This is a genomic window from Caballeronia choica, from assembly GCF_001544535.1.
Lineage (GTDB): Bacteria > Pseudomonadota > Gammaproteobacteria > Burkholderiales > Burkholderiaceae > Caballeronia > Caballeronia choica.
On sequence record NZ_FCON02000034.1, the window covers coordinates 28143 to 46128 of the forward strand.

The following is a 17986-nucleotide window of genomic DNA, read 5'->3' on the forward strand; positions in this document are numbered from 1 at the left end:
GATCCGGTACTGTGTTTGCTCAGTATCGGGATTCGCCTGAAACCGGACCTCAGAGAGACCATGCTCAAGATCGCCACCTTCAACATCAATGGCATCCGTTCGCGCCTGCCCGCGCTGCTCGAATGGCTCGATAAAGAGGCGCCGGACGTCGCGTGTCTCCAGGAACTGAAGGCGCCCGACACGGCGTTTCCCAGCGACGAAATCCGCGCCGCGGGATATGGCGCGATCTGGCACGGACAGCCGTCGTGGAACGGCGTCGCGATCCTCACGAAGGGCATGGACCCGATCGAAACCCGGCGCGGCCTGCCGGGCGACATGGGCGACACCCACAGCCGTTACATCGAGGCGGCGGCGCATGGCGTGCTGGTCGGGTGTCTCTATCTGCCCAACGGCAATCCGCAGCCCGGCCCGAAGTTTGACTACAAGCTTGCGTGGTTCGAGCGCTTGATCGACTACGCGGCGGGCCTTTACGACAACGGCCATCCGGTCGTGCTCGCGGGCGACTTCAACGTCGTGCCGACCGACGAGGATATCTACAATCCGAAGTCGTGGCTCAAGGACGCGCTCCTGCAGCCCGAAAGCCGCGAGCGGTATCGGCGCCTGCTCGACCAGGGATGGGTCGATGCGCTGCGCACGCGTCATCCCGACGAGCGCATCTATACGTTCTGGGATTACTTCCGGCAGCACTGGCAGAAGAACTCGGGGCTGCGGATCGACCATCTGCTGCTCAATCCGGAACTGGCGCCGCGCCTGAAAGACGCGGGAGTCGACCGCTGGGTGCGCGACCGCCCTCACGCCAGCGACCACGCGCCGACCTGGATCGAACTCGACATGAGCGCCAAGAAGAAGCCGGCGGAGAAGCCGGCGGCGCGCACGCGCCGCAAGGCTGCGCCGCAATGAGTTCACATGTTGGTGTACGAACTGCACCACCCGCGCGCAGCGACCTGCTTGTTGCCGAAGAGCGTGCAGCCGCCCCAGGCGTCGGTGGATTTGCCCTGGAACAGCGAGCAATTGCTGCAATCTTGCCCGGCGGCGTAGTTGGAGTATTTGGCCTTGTCGATTTTCTTGGCGTCTTCCTTGTAACCGACGGCGACTGCGGCCGGGTCCGACTCGCTGAGCTTCGGGTCATCGGCGAGAGCCGTTCGCGACAAAAGCAGCGACGACCCTGCGCCGATGCTGAAGATCATGAAACTGCGACGGGATGGATTCATGGCGGGGAGCGGGACGTATTGTGTTGTCGAGGGGAAGGGCCGGGCGGACGCAATGATGCGTCCGCTGGCGCCTAACCGAACGATACGCCGCTCGCGCCGATCCGGCAGACTTTGCCGGCCCGCCCCGGCGCCGCGCTCAAGCTTTTCCGGTCCCTGCCGTAAAACAGGCCAGTAACCAACGGCTCATCCGCGTCCGGCCAACGGCGCGACGGCACTTTTCACAGGGAGAACGGCAGTGGCGGCAACGGATTGGATGATTGCGGGAGTGGATCTGGTGGTACTCGTGAGCACGACGCTTTTCATGAGCGTCCTGGCGCGGCGGAGCCTGAACAAGGCGTCGGTGGAGTCGCAGCGGCAATGGCACTGAAGCACTGAAGCACTGAAGCACATAACAAAACCGGCGAAAGGGCGAAGCGTCGATGAAACCCGCCGCGCCCCTCGCCGCGACAATACCCCTCAATGAAACAGTTTCATCGCCTGCGTGAGCGTGTTGGTGATGCCCCAGGCGAGCGGAACGAGCACATAGATCCAGAAGACGGCGAGCAGCAGCTTGTTGGTCGGATGCGCGGCGACGTGCGTAGTGGTGTTCATTCGAAGCTCCTCGTTCAGTTGATCGCCGGCGCCGACGCGTTCATGTGATGTTTCTCATGCACGCGATGGATGAGCAGGTTGCACACGAATCCGACCACCAGCAGCGCCGCCATGATGTGCAGCGTCGTCGTATAGGCCTCGGACTTCGCGACTCCATGCGCCACCTCATAAGCGCGGATGTAGTTCACAAGCACCGGCCCCGCGACGCCCGCCGCCGCCCACGCGGTGAGCAGCCGTCCATGAATGCCGCCGACGAAGGCCGTGCCGAACATGTCGGCGAGATAGGCCGGGATGGTCGCGAATCCGCCGCCGTACATCGAGAGAATCACGCCATAGGCGAGCACGAAGAGCGCGATGTTGCCCGACTGCGCGAATTGCGGCACGAGAAAATACAGCACGGCGCCAAGCGCGAAAAATACGAAGTAGGTATTCTTCCGGCCGATCCAGTCCGACGTCGACGCCCACACGAAGCGCCCGCCCATGTTGAAGAGCGACAGCAGCCCGACGAAACCCGCCGCCGCGCCCGCCGTGATCGACGCCTTGAAGCTCTCCTGGATCATCACCGAGGCCTGACCGAGCACGCCGATGCCCGCCGTCACGTTCAGGAACAGCACGAGCCAGAGCAGGTAGAACTGCGGCGTCTTCAGCGCCTGATCGATGTGCACGTCGTTGCGTGTAATCATCTTGCTGGCCTTGACGGGCGGCGTCCAGCCGGCCGGCTTCCAGTCCGGGTGCGGAATGCGGATCGCGAGCGCGCCGATCGTCATCGAGATGAAGTAGATGACGCCGAGCACGACGAACGTCTCGGCAACGCCGTTGCCCGTCGCGCTCTTGAAGTGGTTCATCAGCGCGACCGACGCGGGCGCGGCGATCATCGCGCCGCCGCCGAAGCCCATGATCGCCATGCCGGTCGCCATGCCGCGGCGGTCGGGAAACCAGCGGATCAGCGTCGATACCGGCGACACGTAGCCAAGCCCGAGCCCGATGCCGCCGATCACGCCATAGCCCAGGTAGAGCAGCACGATCTGATGCAGGTGCACGCCAAGCGCCGAGACAAGGAAGCCGCCGCCGAAGCAGCATGCCGACGTGAACATCGTGCGGCGCGGGCCGACTTTTTCGAGCCACTTGCCGGCGAACGCGGCCGACAGCCCGAGAAACACGATGGCGAGCGAGAAGATCCAGCCGAGTGTCGTGAGCGACCAGTCGTCCGGCGCCGACTGCGTGATGCCGATCACCTTCGTGAGCGGCGCGTTGAACACTGAAAACGCGTAGGCCTGGCCGATACACAAGTGGACCGCGAGCGCGGCGGGTGGAACCATCCAGCGGGAGAAGCCGGGCTGGGCGATGGTGGCGCTCTTGGAAAAGAAACCGTGGGTGTCGCTGGCGGGCCGGTTGTCGGTAATGGTGTTCATTGCTGGTCTCCGGAACGCATTGTTATGCACTGCGTTCGCATATAGTTTTGTACAGGGCGGGCCGCCTTGCCGTCGAGTGTTGCCTGCCATGCCGGCGAAGCGACCGTGCCATTGCCCTTCAGGTCCGATCAATCGAAACAAACCGTTCAACTGTTGCGTACCCGAATGCGGTCGAACATAAGCAAGACCGCGCCGCTTTGCAATATGAACACTCGTGCCATAAGCGTTTGCCCGGAGTAATCTTGCGGTAAACCATTGGATAGTTGAGCGGTCCGCTGGCCCGGAATATGCTGTCGGCACACGCTGCCATTCGACGTCCGCGTTTGATCCACAAAAGCGCGGGATCGGCTTCGCCCTCCAACATCACCTACAAGGCACCGGGTCGAGCATGCTGACTATCTTCATCACCGCCGTCGTCACGCTGGTCGTCGTCCTGATCGTCGCGAACCTGTCGAGCGGCGAGAAGAAGATCGAGCACAAGATCGAGCGTCTCTATGCGAGCGACGACCCCCAGTTCCCGCGCTCGATGAGCCTGCTGCTCGGGCCGCCCGTCGAAACGGGCAACCGCTTCGAGGTGCTCGTCAACGGCGACGAGATATTTCCTTCGATGCTCGACGGTATCCGCTCGGCGCAAAAGACCATCACGTTCGAAACCTTCATCTACTGGTCGGGCGAGATCGGCGAGCAGTTCGCCGCCGCGCTCTCGGAGAAGGCGCGCGCGGGTGTCGCCGTGCACGTGCTGCTCGACTGGGTGGGATCGAAGAAGATGGACCGCCGCTATCTGCGCATGCTCAGAGATGCCGGCGCCGAAGTGATCCAGTATCACAAGCCGCACTGGACCGGCCTCGGCCGCATGAATGACCGCACGCACCGCAAGCTGCTTGTCATCGACGGCCATACGGGCTTTACCGGCGGCGTCGGCATCGCGGAGGAATGGACGGGCAACGCGCAGGACGAGAAGCACTGGCGCGACACGCACTTCCGCGTCGAGGGGCCGGTTGCCGGGCACATGCAGGCGGTCTTCATGGACAACTGGATCAAGGCGAGCGGCAACGTGCTGCACGGGCCGGAATATTTCCCGAAGATCGCGCCGGCGGGCGACGGCATCGCGCACATGTTCAGCAGTTCGCCCTCGGGCGGCAGCGACGACATGCAGTTGATGTACCTGATGGCGATCACGGCGGCGACCCATACGATCCATCTCGCGAGCGCGTACTTCGTGCCCGACAAGCTCACGATCAACGCGATCGTCGAGGCCAGGCGGCGCGGCGTGCAGGTGCAAATCGTGACGCCCGGCAATCACATCGACACGCACACGGTGCGCGAGGCCTCGCGCGCGGGCTGGGGCGACCTGCTCGAAGCCGGCGTCGAAATCCACGAGTACCAGCCGACGATGTTTCACTGCAAGCTTTTGATCGTCGACGAATACCTGGTGTCGGTGGGATCGACCAATTTTGACAGCCGTTCGTTCAAGCTCAACGACGAAGCAAACCTGAATATCTACGACCGCGAATTCGCGAAAATCCAGACGGCGATTCTCCGGGACGACCTCGCGAAGTCCCGCCGCGTAACGCTCGAGGACTGGCAGCGGCGCTCGCTGCGGGAGAAGCTCGTCGAGCGCGTCGTCGCCCTCCTCGACTCGCAACTGTGACAAGTATCGGCCTGTCTGATGTATCGAATCTGAAATAGCGATTTTACTTCTGTATCCCTGACTCCTACGATCCATGAGAGAGCCGCCGCACCGGCATGCTCGCAGGAGGCAGACATGGAACACGGCGCTCGCACGCAAGACGAGAAGCTCGAAATGAAGACCACGACGTGCTACATGTGCGCGTGCCGTTGCGGCATCCGCGTGCATCTGCGCGACGGCGAGGTCCGCTACATCGATGGCAATCCGAATCATCCGCTCAATCAGGGCGTAATCTGCGCGAAGGGTTCCTCGGGGATCATGAAGCAGTATTCGCCCGCGCGCCTCACGCAGCCGCTGATGCGCAAGCCGGACGCCGACCGCGGCACTGCGCAGTTCGAGCCGGTCTCGTGGGAGACGGCGTTCGCCACCCTCGAAAAGCGCCTCTCGCACCTGCGCGCGACCGATCCGAAAAAATTCGCGCTCTTCACCGGACGCGACCAGATGCAGGCGCTCACCGGCCTTTTCGCCAAGCAGTTCGGCACGCCCAACTACGCGGCGCATGGCGGCTTCTGCTCGTCGAACATGGCGGCGGGCATGATCTACACGATCGGCGGCTCGTTCTGGGAATTCGGCGGCCCCGATCTCGACAGCGCCAAGCTGTTCTTCATGATCGGCACGGCGGAGGACCATCACTCGAATCCGCTCAAGATCGCGCTCTCGAAGTTCAAGCGCGCGGGCGGCCGCTTCATCGCGATCAATCCGATCCGCACGGGCTACGCCGCGATCGCCGACGAATGGGTGCCGATCCGTCCCGGCACCGATGGCGCGCTCTTCATGGCGCTGATCCACGAACTGATCGCCGCCGACGCCTACGACCACGAGTTCGTCACGCGCTACACGAACGCGGCCGAATTGCTCGACATGAACGAACAAAGCGACACGTTCGGCCTGTTCGTGCGCGAACCCGAAGCACCCGAAGGTAATCCGCTGTTCCCGCAAAATCACTTGTGGTGGGATCGCGCGACCGGCCGCGCGGTGCGCCATCACGCAGAGGGCGCCGAGCCCGCGCTCGACGGCCGCTATACGCTCGACGACGGCACGCCCGTCACGCCGTCGTTCGCCTTGCTGCGCGAGCGCGTGGCCGACTGCACGCCCGACTGGGCCGCCGAGATCACCGGCATTCCGGCCGCCACGATCCGCCGGCTCGCCGACGAAATGGCGCAAGTGAGCCGCGATCACAAGATCACGCTGCCGATCCGCTGGACCGACGCGTGGGGCAAGACGCACGAAACGGTAACGGGCAACCCGATCGCCTTCCACGCGATGCGCGGGCTCGCCGCGCACTCGAACGGCTTCCAGTCGATCCGCGCGCTCGCCGTGCTGATGTCGCTGATGGGCACCATCGACCGGCCCGGCGGCTTTCGCCACAAGTCGCCGTTTCCGCGTGCCGTGCCGCCCTCGGCGAAACCGCCGAATCATCCCGACGCGGTCAAGCCGAACACGCCGCTCGCCACCGGCCCGCTCGGCTGGCCCGCCGCGCCCGAGGACCTCTTCATCGACGATGCGGGCGGCCCCGTGCGCATCGACAAGGCGTTCTCGTGGGAATACCCGCTCGCGGTCCACGGCCTGATGCACAGCGTGATCACCAACGCGTGGCGCGGCGACCCGTACCCCATCGACACGCTGATGATCTTCATGGCGAACATGGCGTGGAATTCGTCGATGAACACGGTGGAAGTGCGCAAGATGCTCGCCGACAAGCACGAGGACGGCGAGTACAAGATTCCGTTCATCGTCGTGTGCGACGCGTTCCAGTCGGAGATGACGGCCTTCGCCGACCTGATCCTGCCCGACACGACGTATCTCGAACGGCACGATGCGATGTCGATGCTCGACCGGCCGATCTCCGAGTTCGACGGCCCGGTCGATTCGGTGCGCGTCCCCGTCGTGCCGCCGACCGGCGAATGCAAGCCGTTCCAGGAAGTGCTGATCGAACTGGCAAGCCGCCTCAAGCTGCCCGCGTTCACGACGCCCGAAGGCACGCGCAAGTTCCGCGACTATCCGGAGTTCATCATCAATCATCAGACCGCGCCGGGTTCGGGCGTCGGCTTCCTGATCGGCTGGCGCGGCAAGGACGGCAAGGATGCGCTCGTCGGCGAGCCGAATCCGAACCAGTGGGAGGAATACGCGAAACACGATTGCGTCTTCCACTACACGCTGCCCGAAACGCTGCAATACATGCGCAACTGCAACGGGCCGTATCTCGACTTTGCGGTCGAGAAGGGCTTTCGCAAGTTCAACGAGCCGATCCTGATCCAGCTCTACTCCGACGTGATGCAGAAATTCCGGCTCGCGGCGCAAGGGCGCAGGAAGGGCCGGCAGCCGCCCGATCATCTGCGCGCGCGCGTCGAGCAATACTTCGATCCGCTGCCGTTCTGGTATCCGCCGCTCGAACGCGATTCGACCGATCTCGCACGTTTTCCGCTCGCGGCGGTCACGCAGCGCCCGATGGCGATGTATCACTCGTGGGACTCGCAAAACGCGTGGCTGCGGCAGATCCACGGCGAGAACCATCTGTTCATGAATCCGCTGATGGCGCGCGAGAACGGCATCGAGGACGGCGGCTGGATCTACGTCGAATCGCAGTGGGGCAAGGTGCGCTGCATGGCGCGCTACAGCGAAGCCGTCGAGCCCGGCACCGTCTGGACGTGGAACGCGATCGGCAAGGCGGCGGGCGCGTGGAATCTCGGCCCGCAAGCCAACGAATCGCAGCGCGGCTTCCTGCTGAATCACCTGATCACGGACGAGTTGCCGGGCGCCACGCCCGCCGATGCGCGCTTCTCCAACTCGGACCCGATCACCGGCCAGGCGGCGTGGTACGACGTGCGCGTGCGGGTCTATCCTGCCGAAGCCGACGCCGACCACACGCTGCCGCAATTCGCGCCGATGACGGCCGCGCCCGGCATGACGGGCGTGCTCCAGCGCGTCGTGCAGACCTACTTCGCGGGGCGCGGCGAATTTGCCGCGCGCCTTCGCAACACCGTAAAGCGTAATTGACGAGGAGCCGCACATGACCCAGATGGCGCTCGTGATCGACCTGAACGTCTGCGTGGGATGCCACGCGTGCGTGACGAGTTGCAAGGAATGGAATACGTCCGGCGAGGCGGGCAGTCTCGCCGACCTGCGTCCGTACGACGCCGATCCTTCCGGCACGTTCTTCAACCGCGTGCAGACCTACGAGGCGGGCGAGTTTCCGCTTGCCGACACCATTCACTTCCCGAAGTCGTGCCTGCACTGCGAGGACCCACCGTGCGTGCCGGTGTGTCCGACGGGCGCGAGCTACAAGCGCAAGGAAGACGGCCTCGTGCTCGTCGATTTCGACAAGTGCATCGGCTGCAAGTACTGTGCGTGGGCGTGCCCGTACGGCGCGCGCGAACTCGACGAAGTGCGCAAGGAGATGACGAAGTGCACGCTTTGCGCCGATCGCATCCACAACGAGGCGCTGCCCGAACGCGACCGCAAGCCGGCATGCGTGCTGGCTTGCCCGACATCGGCGCGACTCTTTGGCGATATTCACGATCCCGAGTCGGTCGTGTCGAAGGCGATTCGCGAGCGCGGCGGCTATCAACTGATGCCCGAGTGGGAGACCAAGCCCGCGAACCATTATCTGCCGCGCCAGCCGGTCAAGTCGTGCAGCAGCGGCGGCGCGTGTTCCTGCCAGCCCGAGGACGCACAGGCCGCCTCGCTCGATGCGCAGCTCGAGCGAGGCGAATTGAATCTGGCATCGATGGCGGTGCGCGTATGACCGGTTCCGGTTCCGGCGATTTTGGGAGTAGCACATGAAACCCGCATTTTCCGTCGTGTTCCTCACGACCTTGAGCGGCGCCGCACAGGGCTTGCTGATCGCGCTGTTCGGCGTCGAAGCCGCTGTCAGGCTTGGCGTCGTATCAGCTAACGCTGCGCCGTCGCAGATGTTTTTTGTGGTCGGCTCGGGGATCGTAGTTGCGCTTGGCGCGCTCGGCCTGCTCGCTTCGTTCTTCCACCTCGGACATCCCGAGCGCGCATGGCGCGCGATCGCGATGTGGCGCACGTCGTGGCTCTCGCGCGAATGCCTGTGCCTGCCCGCGTTCCTCGCCTGCGCGTTTGCGTATGGCGTGGCGCACTGGTTCGGATGGCCATCGTCGCTTGCGATCGGCGCGCTCGGTGTGCTTTCGAGCGGCGCGCTCTTCGTCTGCACCGCGATGATCTACGCGTGCCTGCGCTTCCTGCAGGAATGGGCGACACCGCTCACCATCGTCAACTTCGTCCTGCTCGGCTGCGCGTCCGGATTCACGCTTGCCACCGCGTGCGCCGCGTGGCTCGCGCCGTCGCAGACGGCCGGGCTTGCCGTCTGCGCCTGCCTGCTGACGCTCGCGGGCTGCGCGAGCCGCGTCGCTTCGCTCATGCGCAATGCGCGCCTGCGTCCGAAGTCGACGGTGCAAAGCGCGACCGGCATCAAGGGGGCGAACGTCGTGCAGAAATCGCGCGGCTTCACGGCCGGCGCGTTCAACCTGCGCGAGTTCTTCCACGGACAAACGCCGCGCACGCTTGCCCGCGTCAAGTGGACGTTTCTCGTCGGCGCCTTCGGCATGCCGTTCGTGTTGATGGTGCTCGGCGTGAGCGCGTCGTCGGTCGGGCTGTCGATCGGGCTCTTTTGCGCGGCCTGCGTGACGCAATACACGGGACTCGTCGCGGAACGCTGGTTCTTCTTCGCCGAGGCGCGGCATCCGCAAAACCTGTATTACGCGCGCTCTTCGTGAAGGTCTGAATCGAAGGATTGAACGCGCAGCTTGAAACGCGTATGAAGAATGCCGCTTGAATCTTCGGAACGCCCGGCGCATATTGCGTGCTGACCATCCGCCTGTTCTGGTGGGAGCGCGTACCGATGCACGACCCCCGAGACTCCGTCTTATCCAAGCCCGACCGGCCCGAGCGGCCCGCATGGAGGAATGCGCGGCCGGAGGAAGCCTTCCGGCACAGCCTGCCGGAAGTGTATTCGTCGATCGCCGTGCCTTCCGGCGGCCTGTGGCTGCGGCGCTTCCTGGCGTTCGCGGGTCCCGGCTACATGATCTCCGTCGGCTACATGGACCCGGGCAACTGGGCGACGGATCTCGCCGGCGGCTCGCGCTTCGGCTACACCCTGCTCTCGGTGATCCTGCTGTCGAACCTGATGGCGATCCTGTTGCAGGCGCTCGCGGTGCGCCTCGGCATCGCGACCGGACGCGATCTCGCGCAGGCGTGCCGCGACCATTATTCGAAGCCGGTCAATATCGCGCTGTGGCTCGCCTGCGAGGCGGCGATCATCGCGTGCGACCTTGCCGAGGTCATCGGCACGGCGATCGCATTGCAGTTGCTCTTCGGCATTCCGCTGATCGCGGGCGCCCTCATCACCGCGCTCGACGCCTTCCTCCTCCTGCTCCTGATGAATCGCGGCTTCCGCTTCCTCGAAGCGTTCGTGATCGCGCTGCTGGTCGTGATCGCGGCGTGCTTCGCCGTGCAGATCGTCGCCGCCGCGCCGCCGGTCGCGGCCGTGCTGCGCGGCTTCGTGCCGTCGCCGTCGATCGTGACCAATCGCGAGATGCTGTATGTGGCGATCGGCATCATCGGCGCGACCGTGATGCCGCACAATTTGTACCTGCATTCGTCGGTCGTGCAGACCCGCGCCTACGATGCCGGCGAAGCCGGGCGCCGCGACGCGATCCGCTGGGCCACCACCGACAGCACCATTGCGCTGATGCTCGCGCTCTTCATCAACGCGGCGATCCTGATCGTCGCGGCGACGGCCTTTCACGCGACCGGCCATACGGACGTCGCCGAAATCGGCGATGCGTTCCGGCTGCTGTCGCCGTTGCTCGGCCTTGGCATCGCGTCGACGCTCTTCGCGCTCGCGCTCCTCGCTTCCGGGCTGAATTCGACGGTCACCGCCACGCTCGCCGGGCAGATCGTGATGGAAGGCTTCCTCCGCTTGCGCATTCCGAACTGGGCGCGCCGGCTGATCACGCGCGGCATCGCGATCATTCCGGTCATCGTCGTCACGGCGCTTTATGGCGAGAAGGGCACGGCGCAATTGCTCGTGCTGAGCCAGGTCGTGCTGTCGATGCAGCTTCCGTTCGCCATCGTCCCGCTCGTGCGGTTCGTCTCCGACAAGCGGAAGATGGGCGTCTTCGTCGTGCCCGCATGGGTGGCGATGCTCGCATGGTTCGTCGCCGGCATCATCATCGTGTTGAACGTCAAGCTGCTCGTCGATACGCTCGCGGCCTGAGCGCCGCTGAGGTGGCCTTGAAAGAACTTCGTGCGTGGACGTTACATCGACATCGCCAGCGCGCTGCTGCCGAACGAAGCGTCGAGCGAAGGCAAGCCGATCTTCGTGCTGCGAGTGCGTTTGCATAACGGCGATGCGTGCACTAGGCTCGTTGCTATTGCCTGACGATTCCCCATCGCCGGCGAACGAGCGTGGCGCCGGCAGCCAGTCAACACTACAGGACCGAGGTGGTGCGGTCCGTCGTGGAGAAGGCCATGCGCCTCGCGCGCCTGCCGTTTGCGTCGACACCGTCGCCGTCGACACCTTTCTCGTTGACGCCACTGCGCCGGCCGCTTTCCCTGGCGATCGGCCTAGCCGTGATCGTGCGCGCCGCGCCTGCTCTCGCCGCCTGTGACAGCAGCGCGCCCGCGTCGGGGCAGGCCGTCAGTTGCGGCACGGGTGTGCCCAATCCCGACCCGGCGCCGGTCGCGGCGGTGCCGGGCAGTGTGAACGTCACGGTAACGGTGCAGCCGGGCGCCGCGCTCGATGTCGCCACCGGCTCTGCGATCGTCGTGCGCGACCAGAGCAGCGTCGTGAACCTCGGCACCTTGCGCGCGACGGGCGACACGCACGCGGGCATCGCCGCGTTCGGGACCGGCGCGGGGCAGGACACGCTGATCAACCGCGGCCTGATCCAGACGGCCGGCACGTCGGGCGAGGGCATGATCAACACGGCGCGCGCCGTGACCATGCTCAACGACACCAGCGGCACGATCCAGACGAGCGGCCCCAATTCCTCTGCGATGCACGATTTCGCGAGTCCCGGCGGCGGAACGCTGACCAACAACGGGTCCCTTTCGACCACCGGCGACCAGTCATCCGGCATCGCCGCGCTCACGAACAACGACATCGTCGTCAACAACGGCACGATCACGACGACGGGTGCGAGCGCCCACGGCTTCTTCGCGAACGGCTCGGCCGTCGGCGGCAGTGGCAACAACGTGCTGACGAACAACGGCACGATCAGCGTGTCGGGGCTGGACGCGCATGGCGTGACTTCGCTCGATGCCACGCCCGGCAAGGTGACGAATACCGGTTCGATCACCGCGAGCGGCGTGGGCGGCCTCGGCATGTTCATCGCCGGCGAGGTGAGCTTCGACAACGCGGCGGGCGCGAGCATCAGGAGCGTGCTCGCCAACGGCATCGATGGGAATGGCGGCGGCACGTACACCAACGCGGGCACGATCGCGGGGGTTATCGGCCTCTCGTTTGCGAACGCGTCCGCGACGCTGAACAACAGTGGCACGATCGAGGGCCTCGCCAGCGTGGCGATCGTGTCGAACGGGCCGTTCGGCATCACGATCAACAATACCGGCGACATCATCGGCGCGGCGTCGCTCGGCATCAGCGTCTACACCGATGCCGGCGACGATACGTTCAACATGATGGGCGGCACGGTCGTCGGGCAGATCAGGCAGTACTTCGGCAACGACACGTTCGCGATGACGGGCGGCCAGGTCGATTCGCTCGATCAGGGTGACGGCGTCAACACGTTCGCGATGAGCGCCGGACGGATCGTCGGCAAGTTTGCGAACGGCACGATCGCGACGGTGACCGGCGGACGCATCGGCAATGTCGATCTCGGCGTCGGCGACGACCTCTTCAGGATGTCCGGCGGGCAGGTCGATGCGAACGTGACGGCGGGGCAGGGGAACGATACGTTCGTGCTGTCGGGCGGGGTGATCGGCGGGGCGGTGAGTTTTGGCGACGGGGCGAATTCGGTGACGGTCGCGGGCGGGTCGATCGGGCTGGGGGTGACGACGGGGAGCGGGGCGGATACTTTTGTGCTCTCGGCTGGCACGATCGGCGGTTCGGTCGACCTTGGCGACGGCGCGAATTCCGCGACGATCACAGGCGGTTCGATCGCGCAGAACTTCGCGGCGGGCAGCGGAGGAACCACGTTCGTGATATCCGGCGGCGCGATTGGCGGCGCGGTCAATCTCGGCGATGGAGCGAACTCCGTCACGATCAGTGGCGGCTCGATCGCGCAAAACATCACGACAGGCAGCGGTCCTGATACGTTCTCGCTCTCCGCTGGCACGATCGGCGGTTCGGTCAACCTCGGCGACGGCGCGAATTCCGCGACGATCACAGGCGGTTCGATCACACAAAACTTCACGACGGGCAGCGGCGCGAACACTTTCCTGATGACAGGCGGTGCGATTGGCGGCACGGTGAATCTCGGCGACCCCCCGAACGCTGCAACGGTCACCGGACCAGACACCTTCGCGCTCTCAGGCGGCACGATCGGCGGTTCAGTCGAACTCGGCGACGGCACGAATTCCGCAACGATCCAGGGCGGTTCGATCGCGCAAAACTTCGCGACGGGCAACGGCGCGAACACTTTCCTGATGTCGGGTGGGACGATCGGCGGCGCGGTGAATTTCGGCGACGGCGGGAACTCCATTACGCTCACAGGCGGCTCGATCGCCCAGGACATCGCGACCGGAAGCGGCCCCGACACGCTGACATGGCGCGACGGCGGCATGATCAACGGCGCGGTTTCTCTCGGCGCGGGCAACGACATCGCGACGCTTTCGCGCCTCACAAACGCCAACCTCGCCGGCATGACCAAGCTCGACGGCGGCCCAGGCACCGACATCCTCACATTCGACAATACGCGCTCGAGCGGCGCCGGCCGTTTCGTCAACTGGGAAACGGTCAACCTCACGAACGCGAGCCAACTCACCCTCGATGGCAACGGACTCACCCTCGGCGACTCCGCCACGCGAACCGGCACGCTCACCGTCGATTCGACGAGCACGCTCTTCGCGGGCAGCATCGGCGTTTCGGCGATCCAGCCGGCAATCGCGGGACAACGCGTCGCGTTCGCGAACGCCGGCACGATCGACCTGACGAGCGGCGGCGCGAGCACGAAAGACGCGCTCGTCGTGAACGGCAACTACGCCGGCAACAACGGCAAGCTGCTCGTTCAAAGCGTGCTGGGCGCGGACGGCGCGTCGAGCGACAAGCTCGTGATCGCCGGCGGCACGGGCTCGGGCACGACGTCGATCGGCGTGACGAATGTCGGCGGGACGGGCGGGCTGACGGTGACCGACGGCATCATGGTGATCCAGGCGACGGGCGGCGCCACCACCGTGCCGGGCGCATTCATGCTGACGCGGCCGCTGCGCGCGGGCGCCTACGTCTACTATCTGTTCAAGGGCGGCGAAAGCGCGGGCAGTGCCGACAACTGGTATCTGCGCTCCAGCGTTCCGGCTGCGCCGGCTTCAGCATCGGCTTCAGCACCGGCTTCGACACCGGCTTCAACACCGGCCGCGACGCCGGGTTCATCCCCCACGACACCGCCAGCCACGCTCACGCCGACCGCCGCCGCCGGCACACCGCCGCTGCCGCCCCCGCCACCCGCCGGCTCCGCCCCGACGCCGCTCTACCGGATGGAAGTCCCGGTCTACGCCGAAGTGCCGATCCTCGCCCGCGAACTGAACATCGCGCAGATCGGCACGTTCCACGAGCGCCAGGGCGAACAGTCGCTGCTGACTGAAAGCGGCGTGTTGCCGGCCGCATGGGCGCGCGTCTGGGGCGAGCACGCGACGCAGGGCAACAGCGGCGGCGCCAATCCCGAATTCAGCGGCGCGATGGGCGGCGTGCAGGTCGGCCACGACGTCTACGCCGATCGACCGCAAGCGGCCATCGCAATCACTACGGCTTCTTCCTGGGCTTCGCCCGCGCGACCGGCGACGTGAGCGGCCTCGCGCTCGGCTTTCCCGATTTCGCGGCCGGCCATCTCACGATCAACGCCTACAGCCTCGGCGGCTACTGGACGCACGTCGGCCCGGGCGGCTGGTACACGGACGCCGTCGTGATGGGCAGCTCGCTCACGATCGATCCGGTCTCGAACCAGGGCATCGGCGCGACGACGCACGGCAGCGCGGCCGCGGCGTCGCTCGAAGGCGGCTTGCCGATCCCGCTGTCGGCGACCGTGAGCGTCGAACCGCAGGCGCAACTGATCTGGCAGCACGTCTCGATGAACGATCTCGACGACGGCGTATCGAGCGTGTCGTTTCATGGCGCCAGCGGCGTCGCCGGGCGGCTCGGCGTGCGGCTGCAGGGGCGCTTCGAAGGCGCCGGCACCGGCGCCGGCGTCGTCTGGCTGCCGTACCTGCGCGCGAACCTCTGGCGCTACTTCGGCGGCACCGACAGCGCCACCTTCGCGGGCACGACGGTGATCCCGACGAGCGTCTCGGCGACGACGGCGCAATTCGGCCTCGGCGTGACGGCGCGCGTGAGCCGGCGCGGCAGCGTGTTCGCGACCGTCGACTACACGACGAATGTCAGCAGCGAGCATCGGAGCGTCGTCGGGGGCAATGTGGGCGCGCGGTGGAGCTGGTGACACAATTTTTTTCTTCTACGGGAAAACCCTTAATCTCTGTTAAAATTCCGGCGGAACCAAGGAACCCGCCATGCCACACCGATACCCGATCCTCGAACGAATCGCTTTCACCCTGTTCACGCTGTCCGCCGTCGTTGATGCCACCTACATCAGCTACGAAAAGAGCCCCAATTTCCGGGACAACATCCACGAAATCGTCCGTATCGGCGAAGAGATGTCGCGCCTCTATCCGCAGGCCGATGTCGATCCGTGGATGCCCATCGCCATTAGCTGACCGGGCCGGTCCGGCGCAGCGAAAGCGCGCGCCAGCCCAGGATTTCGTTCGACACCGGCGTACCCGGGCGCCTCGCCCGGATGTCCCGCCGCGCCTCCGCGGCGCATCGCAGCACGCCCGTTCGCTGTCCCGCCCCTGATAACCGATATTCACGCCGCTCTCGCACGAGCGGCGTGCGCTGCTTTATCCTTGCGGCTTCGACTTTCTCGTCGTCATTCGCGGCACGCGTGATGAACGACGTTTTCCGATCAGGTCCGCATCGCATGTCCACCGCCTTTTCCCCCGCTTCCGGCATCCACGAGCCGTTGCGCCATTTCCGCAGCTTCGCGCGCAGCATCGGCCAGATCGTGCTCCAGCGCAATGCCGCGACCGGCGCGCTGATCGTCGCCGCCTTGTGTGCGTTCAGCCCGCGCCTCGCCTGCGCGCTCGTGATCGGCGCGCTGACGGGCAACGTCATCGCCTACATCGTCGAGGACGCCGATTCGCCGACGATGCGCGATGACCTCTACGGCTTCAACGGCGCGCTCGCCGCGCTCGCGGCCTTCACCTTCATCCGCGACGATTCGCAGGCGGGCGCCGTCGCGATCGTGTCGGCGATGCTCGCGACCGGTCTGTCGTTCAGGCTCGGCCAGGCATTGCAGCGCTGGCGTTTGCCGGCGTACTCGAGTCCCGCCATCCTCGTCACGTGGTGCTGGCTGCCGCTCTTCGCCGATCCCGCGTCCGGCGCGGCCAGCGTCGTGGGCAGCACGCCGGTCGCGTGGCTCGAAGCCGTGCCCGCCGGGTTCGCGCCGATCGTGTTCGCGAGCGGGTCCGTCGCCGGCTTGCTGTTTCTCGCGGCGTTCCTTGCCGCGCGACCCGCGTGCGCGGCGTGGGCGCTGGCGGGCAGCACGCTCGGACTCGCGCTGCACGCGCTCGGCGGCGCGCCCGCTGTCATCCTCTTGAGCGGCGCATGCGGCTTCAACGCGACGCTCACCGCGCTCGCCTTGTCGGGAAAGGGCGTCAGGGTGGCGCTCACCGGCATCATCGTGACCGTGCTGATCGAGCGTATCGCCGTCTGGCTCGGCATTCCGGCGCTGACCGCGCCTTTCGTCCTGGCATCGTGGGGCGTGCAGGCGCTCATGCAGCGCTTCGACGCGTCCGCCAACCCCGGAGATTCCCATGTCGTTCACCCATCGACCTGAGCGCCGCATTGCGGCAGCCGGTGCCGTCTCGGCCGCCGAACGCGCGGTGCGCACCGACCTCGCCGCCGCGTACCGGCTGGTCGCGAAGAACGGCTGGGACGATCTCGTCTACACGCACATCTCCGCGAGCGTCCCCGGCGAGCCGGGGCGCTTCCTGATCAATCCGTTCGGCCTTGCATTCGACGAAGTGTGTGCGTCGAATCTCGTCAAGATCGACATCGACGGCAACGTGATCGGCGAGAGCGAACACCCGGTCAACGCGACGGGCTTCGCGCTGCACGGCGCGGTCCATCGTGCGCGCGCCGATGCGATGTGCGTGATGCACCTGCACGTCGCGCAGGCGATCGCGGTGTCGGCGCAGCCGGACGGGCTGCTGCCGGCCTCGCAGCACGCGATGCGCTTTCACGGGCACCTCGCGTATCACGATTACGAAGGCCTCGCGTTCTCGCCGGACGAAGGCACGCGCCTCGTCGCGAGCCTCGCCGACAAGCGCGCGATGCTGCTGCGCAATCACGGTCCGCTGACGCTCGGGCGCACGATCGCCGAGGCCTATGTGCTGATGGACATGCTCATCAAGGCATGCGACATTCAATTGCGCGCGCTGGCCGGCCAGACGCGGCTCACGGTGCCTTCGGCCGAAGTGGCCGAGCGCACGGCGCGCCAGCTTCACGACGACGACGCCATCGAAGGCGCGCTCGAATGGCCGGCGCTCTTGCGCAAGCTCGATCGGATCGACGCGTCGTATCGCGACTGAGCTTCTTCTTTCCAACCCTGACAGCGACACATCATGCCGACTTTCAACATCCAGCTTTTCGAAGGCCGAACCCCCGAAGAGAAACGCAAGTTCGTCGAGGCAATCACGCGCACGACTTGCGAAACGCTCGGCTGTGCGCCGGGCTCGGTCGACATCATCCTGACCGACGTCAAGCGCGAGAACTGGGCGACGGCCGGCAAGCTCTGGTCCGACGAGTAAGTCTCACGGAACCCGGGCGG

General features: G+C 65.8%; 17 protein-coding genes. 13 read left to right on the forward strand and 4 right to left on the reverse strand.

Annotation, left to right across the window (positions count from 1 at the left end):
* Positions 1-60: 60 nt before the first annotated feature.
* Complete coding sequence (gene xth / locus AWB68_RS17045; protein ID WP_087645524.1) at positions 61-900, forward strand: exodeoxyribonuclease III; 840 nt, start codon at positions 61-63, stop codon at positions 898-900.
* 2 nt (positions 901-902) lie between these two features.
* Here the strand turns inward: xth and AWB68_RS17050 are convergent, their stop codons facing one another.
* Positions 903-1211, reverse strand: coding sequence for a high-potential iron-sulfur protein (locus AWB68_RS17050; RefSeq protein WP_087645525.1), 309 nt, complete (start codon positions 1209-1211; stop codon positions 903-905).
* A gap of 235 nt (positions 1212-1446) precedes the next feature.
* On the opposite strand from AWB68_RS17050, the gene AWB68_RS50800 reads away from it, so the two are divergent.
* Positions 1447-1578, forward strand: a complete 132-nt coding sequence (locus AWB68_RS50800) for a hypothetical protein (RefSeq protein WP_268810930.1) — start codon at positions 1447-1449, stop codon at positions 1576-1578.
* 89 nt (positions 1579-1667) lie between these two features.
* Here the strand turns inward: AWB68_RS50800 and AWB68_RS17055 are convergent, their stop codons facing one another.
* Positions 1668-1802 carry an MFS transporter small subunit gene (locus AWB68_RS17055; RefSeq protein ID WP_087645526.1) on the reverse strand — a complete coding sequence of 45 codons (135 nt, stop codon included), beginning with the start codon at positions 1800-1802 and terminating at the stop codon, positions 1668-1670.
* A gap of 14 nt (positions 1803-1816) precedes the next feature.
* Positions 1817-3214, reverse strand: coding sequence for an L-lactate MFS transporter (locus AWB68_RS17060; protein ID WP_087645527.1), 1398 nt, complete (start codon positions 3212-3214; stop codon positions 1817-1819).
* 388 nt (positions 3215-3602) lie between these two features.
* Between AWB68_RS17060 and cls the strand changes: the two genes are divergently transcribed.
* From cls to AWB68_RS17095, 8 genes are all read left to right on the forward strand, one after another.
* Entirely contained in the window at positions 3603-4865 is a 1263-nt protein-coding gene (cls, locus tag AWB68_RS17065; protein ID WP_087645528.1) for a cardiolipin synthase, read from the forward strand.
* Between the two features lie 114 nt (positions 4866-4979).
* Positions 4980-7901 carry a molybdopterin oxidoreductase family protein gene (locus tag AWB68_RS17070; protein WP_087645529.1) on the forward strand — a complete coding sequence of 974 codons (2922 nt, stop codon included), beginning with the start codon at positions 4980-4982 and terminating at the stop codon, positions 7899-7901.
* A 13-nt stretch (positions 7902-7914) separates the two neighbouring features.
* Positions 7915-8649, forward strand: coding sequence for a 4Fe-4S dicluster domain-containing protein (locus tag AWB68_RS17075; protein WP_087645530.1), 735 nt, complete (start codon positions 7915-7917; stop codon positions 8647-8649).
* A gap of 34 nt (positions 8650-8683) precedes the next feature.
* Positions 8684-9643 carry a dimethyl sulfoxide reductase anchor subunit family protein gene (locus tag AWB68_RS17080; RefSeq protein WP_087645531.1) on the forward strand — a complete coding sequence of 320 codons (960 nt, stop codon included), beginning with the start codon at positions 8684-8686 and terminating at the stop codon, positions 9641-9643.
* Positions 9644-9729: 86 nt separating this feature from the next.
* Positions 9730-11145 (forward strand): Nramp family divalent metal transporter, encoded by a 1416-nt coding sequence (locus AWB68_RS17085; protein ID WP_235028378.1) that lies wholly within the window; start codon positions 9730-9732, stop codon positions 11143-11145.
* A gap of 254 nt (positions 11146-11399) precedes the next feature.
* Positions 11400-14891 carry a hypothetical protein gene (locus AWB68_RS49510; RefSeq protein ID WP_235028379.1) on the forward strand — a complete coding sequence of 1164 codons (3492 nt, stop codon included), beginning with the start codon at positions 11400-11402 and terminating at the stop codon, positions 14889-14891.
* Positions 14888-15538, forward strand: coding sequence for an autotransporter domain-containing protein (locus AWB68_RS17090; protein ID WP_327382727.1), 651 nt, complete (start codon positions 14888-14890; stop codon positions 15536-15538). The genes AWB68_RS49510 and AWB68_RS17090 overlap by 4 nt, the downstream gene beginning before the upstream one ends.
* 70 nt (positions 15539-15608) lie before the next feature.
* Positions 15609-15812, forward strand: coding sequence for a hypothetical protein (locus tag AWB68_RS17095; RefSeq protein ID WP_087645533.1), 204 nt, complete (start codon positions 15609-15611; stop codon positions 15810-15812).
* Here the strand turns inward: AWB68_RS17095 and AWB68_RS48230 are convergent.
* Positions 15805-16077: a hypothetical protein gene (locus AWB68_RS48230; protein WP_160110027.1), complete on the reverse strand. Its 273-nt coding sequence runs from the start codon at positions 16075-16077 to the stop codon at positions 15805-15807. The two genes, AWB68_RS17095 and AWB68_RS48230, sit on opposite strands and share 8 nt — an antisense overlap.
* Here AWB68_RS48230 and AWB68_RS17100 point away from each other — a divergent pair.
* The 3 genes from AWB68_RS17100 to AWB68_RS17110 are packed head-to-tail and all read left to right on the forward strand — an operon-like array spanning position 16076 to position 17966.
* Positions 16076-16993: an urea transporter gene (locus AWB68_RS17100; protein ID WP_160110028.1), complete on the forward strand. Its 918-nt coding sequence runs from the start codon at positions 16076-16078 to the stop codon at positions 16991-16993. The genes AWB68_RS48230 and AWB68_RS17100 overlap by 2 nt on opposite strands.
* Positions 16971-17747: a class II aldolase/adducin family protein gene (locus AWB68_RS17105; protein WP_087645535.1), complete on the forward strand. Its 777-nt coding sequence runs from the start codon at positions 16971-16973 to the stop codon at positions 17745-17747. Before AWB68_RS17100 ends, AWB68_RS17105 begins: the two co-directional genes overlap by 23 nt.
* 33 nt (positions 17748-17780) lie before the next feature.
* Positions 17781-17966 (forward strand): 4-oxalocrotonate tautomerase, encoded by a 186-nt coding sequence (locus AWB68_RS17110; RefSeq protein ID WP_035935732.1) that lies wholly within the window; start codon positions 17781-17783, stop codon positions 17964-17966.
* The last annotated feature ends 20 nt before the right edge of the window (positions 17967-17986 follow it).

Excerpts from the sequence above, each read along its gene's own strand:
- xth (WP_087645524.1), top strand. The coding sequence starts at position 61 with ATGCTCAAGATCGCCACCTTCAACATCAATGGCATCCGTTCGCGCCTG.
- AWB68_RS17050 (WP_087645525.1), bottom strand. The coding sequence starts at position 1,211 with ATGAATCCATCCCGTCGCAGTTTCATGATCTTCAGCATCGGCGCAGGG.
- AWB68_RS17055 (WP_087645526.1), bottom strand. The coding sequence starts at position 1,802 with ATGAACACCACTACGCACGTCGCCGCGCATCCGACCAACAAGCTGCTG.
- AWB68_RS17060 (WP_087645527.1), bottom strand. The coding sequence starts at position 3,214 with ATGAACACCATTACCGACAACCGGCCCGCCAGCGACACCCACGGTTTC.
- cls (WP_087645528.1), top strand. The coding sequence starts at position 3,603 with ATGCTGACTATCTTCATCACCGCCGTCGTCACGCTGGTCGTCGTCCTG.
- AWB68_RS17070 (WP_087645529.1), top strand. The coding sequence starts at position 4,980 with ATGGAACACGGCGCTCGCACGCAAGACGAGAAGCTCGAAATGAAGACC.
- AWB68_RS17075 (WP_087645530.1), top strand. The coding sequence starts at position 7,915 with ATGACCCAGATGGCGCTCGTGATCGACCTGAACGTCTGCGTGGGATGC.
- AWB68_RS17080 (WP_087645531.1), top strand. The coding sequence starts at position 8,684 with ATGAAACCCGCATTTTCCGTCGTGTTCCTCACGACCTTGAGCGGCGCC.
- AWB68_RS49510 (WP_235028379.1), top strand. The coding sequence starts at position 11,400 with ATGCGCCTCGCGCGCCTGCCGTTTGCGTCGACACCGTCGCCGTCGACA.
- AWB68_RS17095 (WP_087645533.1), top strand. The coding sequence starts at position 15,609 with ATGCCACACCGATACCCGATCCTCGAACGAATCGCTTTCACCCTGTTC.
- AWB68_RS17100 (WP_160110028.1), top strand. The coding sequence starts at position 16,076 with ATGTCCACCGCCTTTTCCCCCGCTTCCGGCATCCACGAGCCGTTGCGC.
- AWB68_RS48230 (WP_160110027.1), bottom strand. The coding sequence starts at position 16,077 with ATGCGATGCGGACCTGATCGGAAAACGTCGTTCATCACGCGTGCCGCG.
- AWB68_RS17105 (WP_087645535.1), top strand. The coding sequence starts at position 16,971 with ATGTCGTTCACCCATCGACCTGAGCGCCGCATTGCGGCAGCCGGTGCC.
- AWB68_RS17110 (WP_035935732.1), top strand. The coding sequence starts at position 17,781 with ATGCCGACTTTCAACATCCAGCTTTTCGAAGGCCGAACCCCCGAAGAG.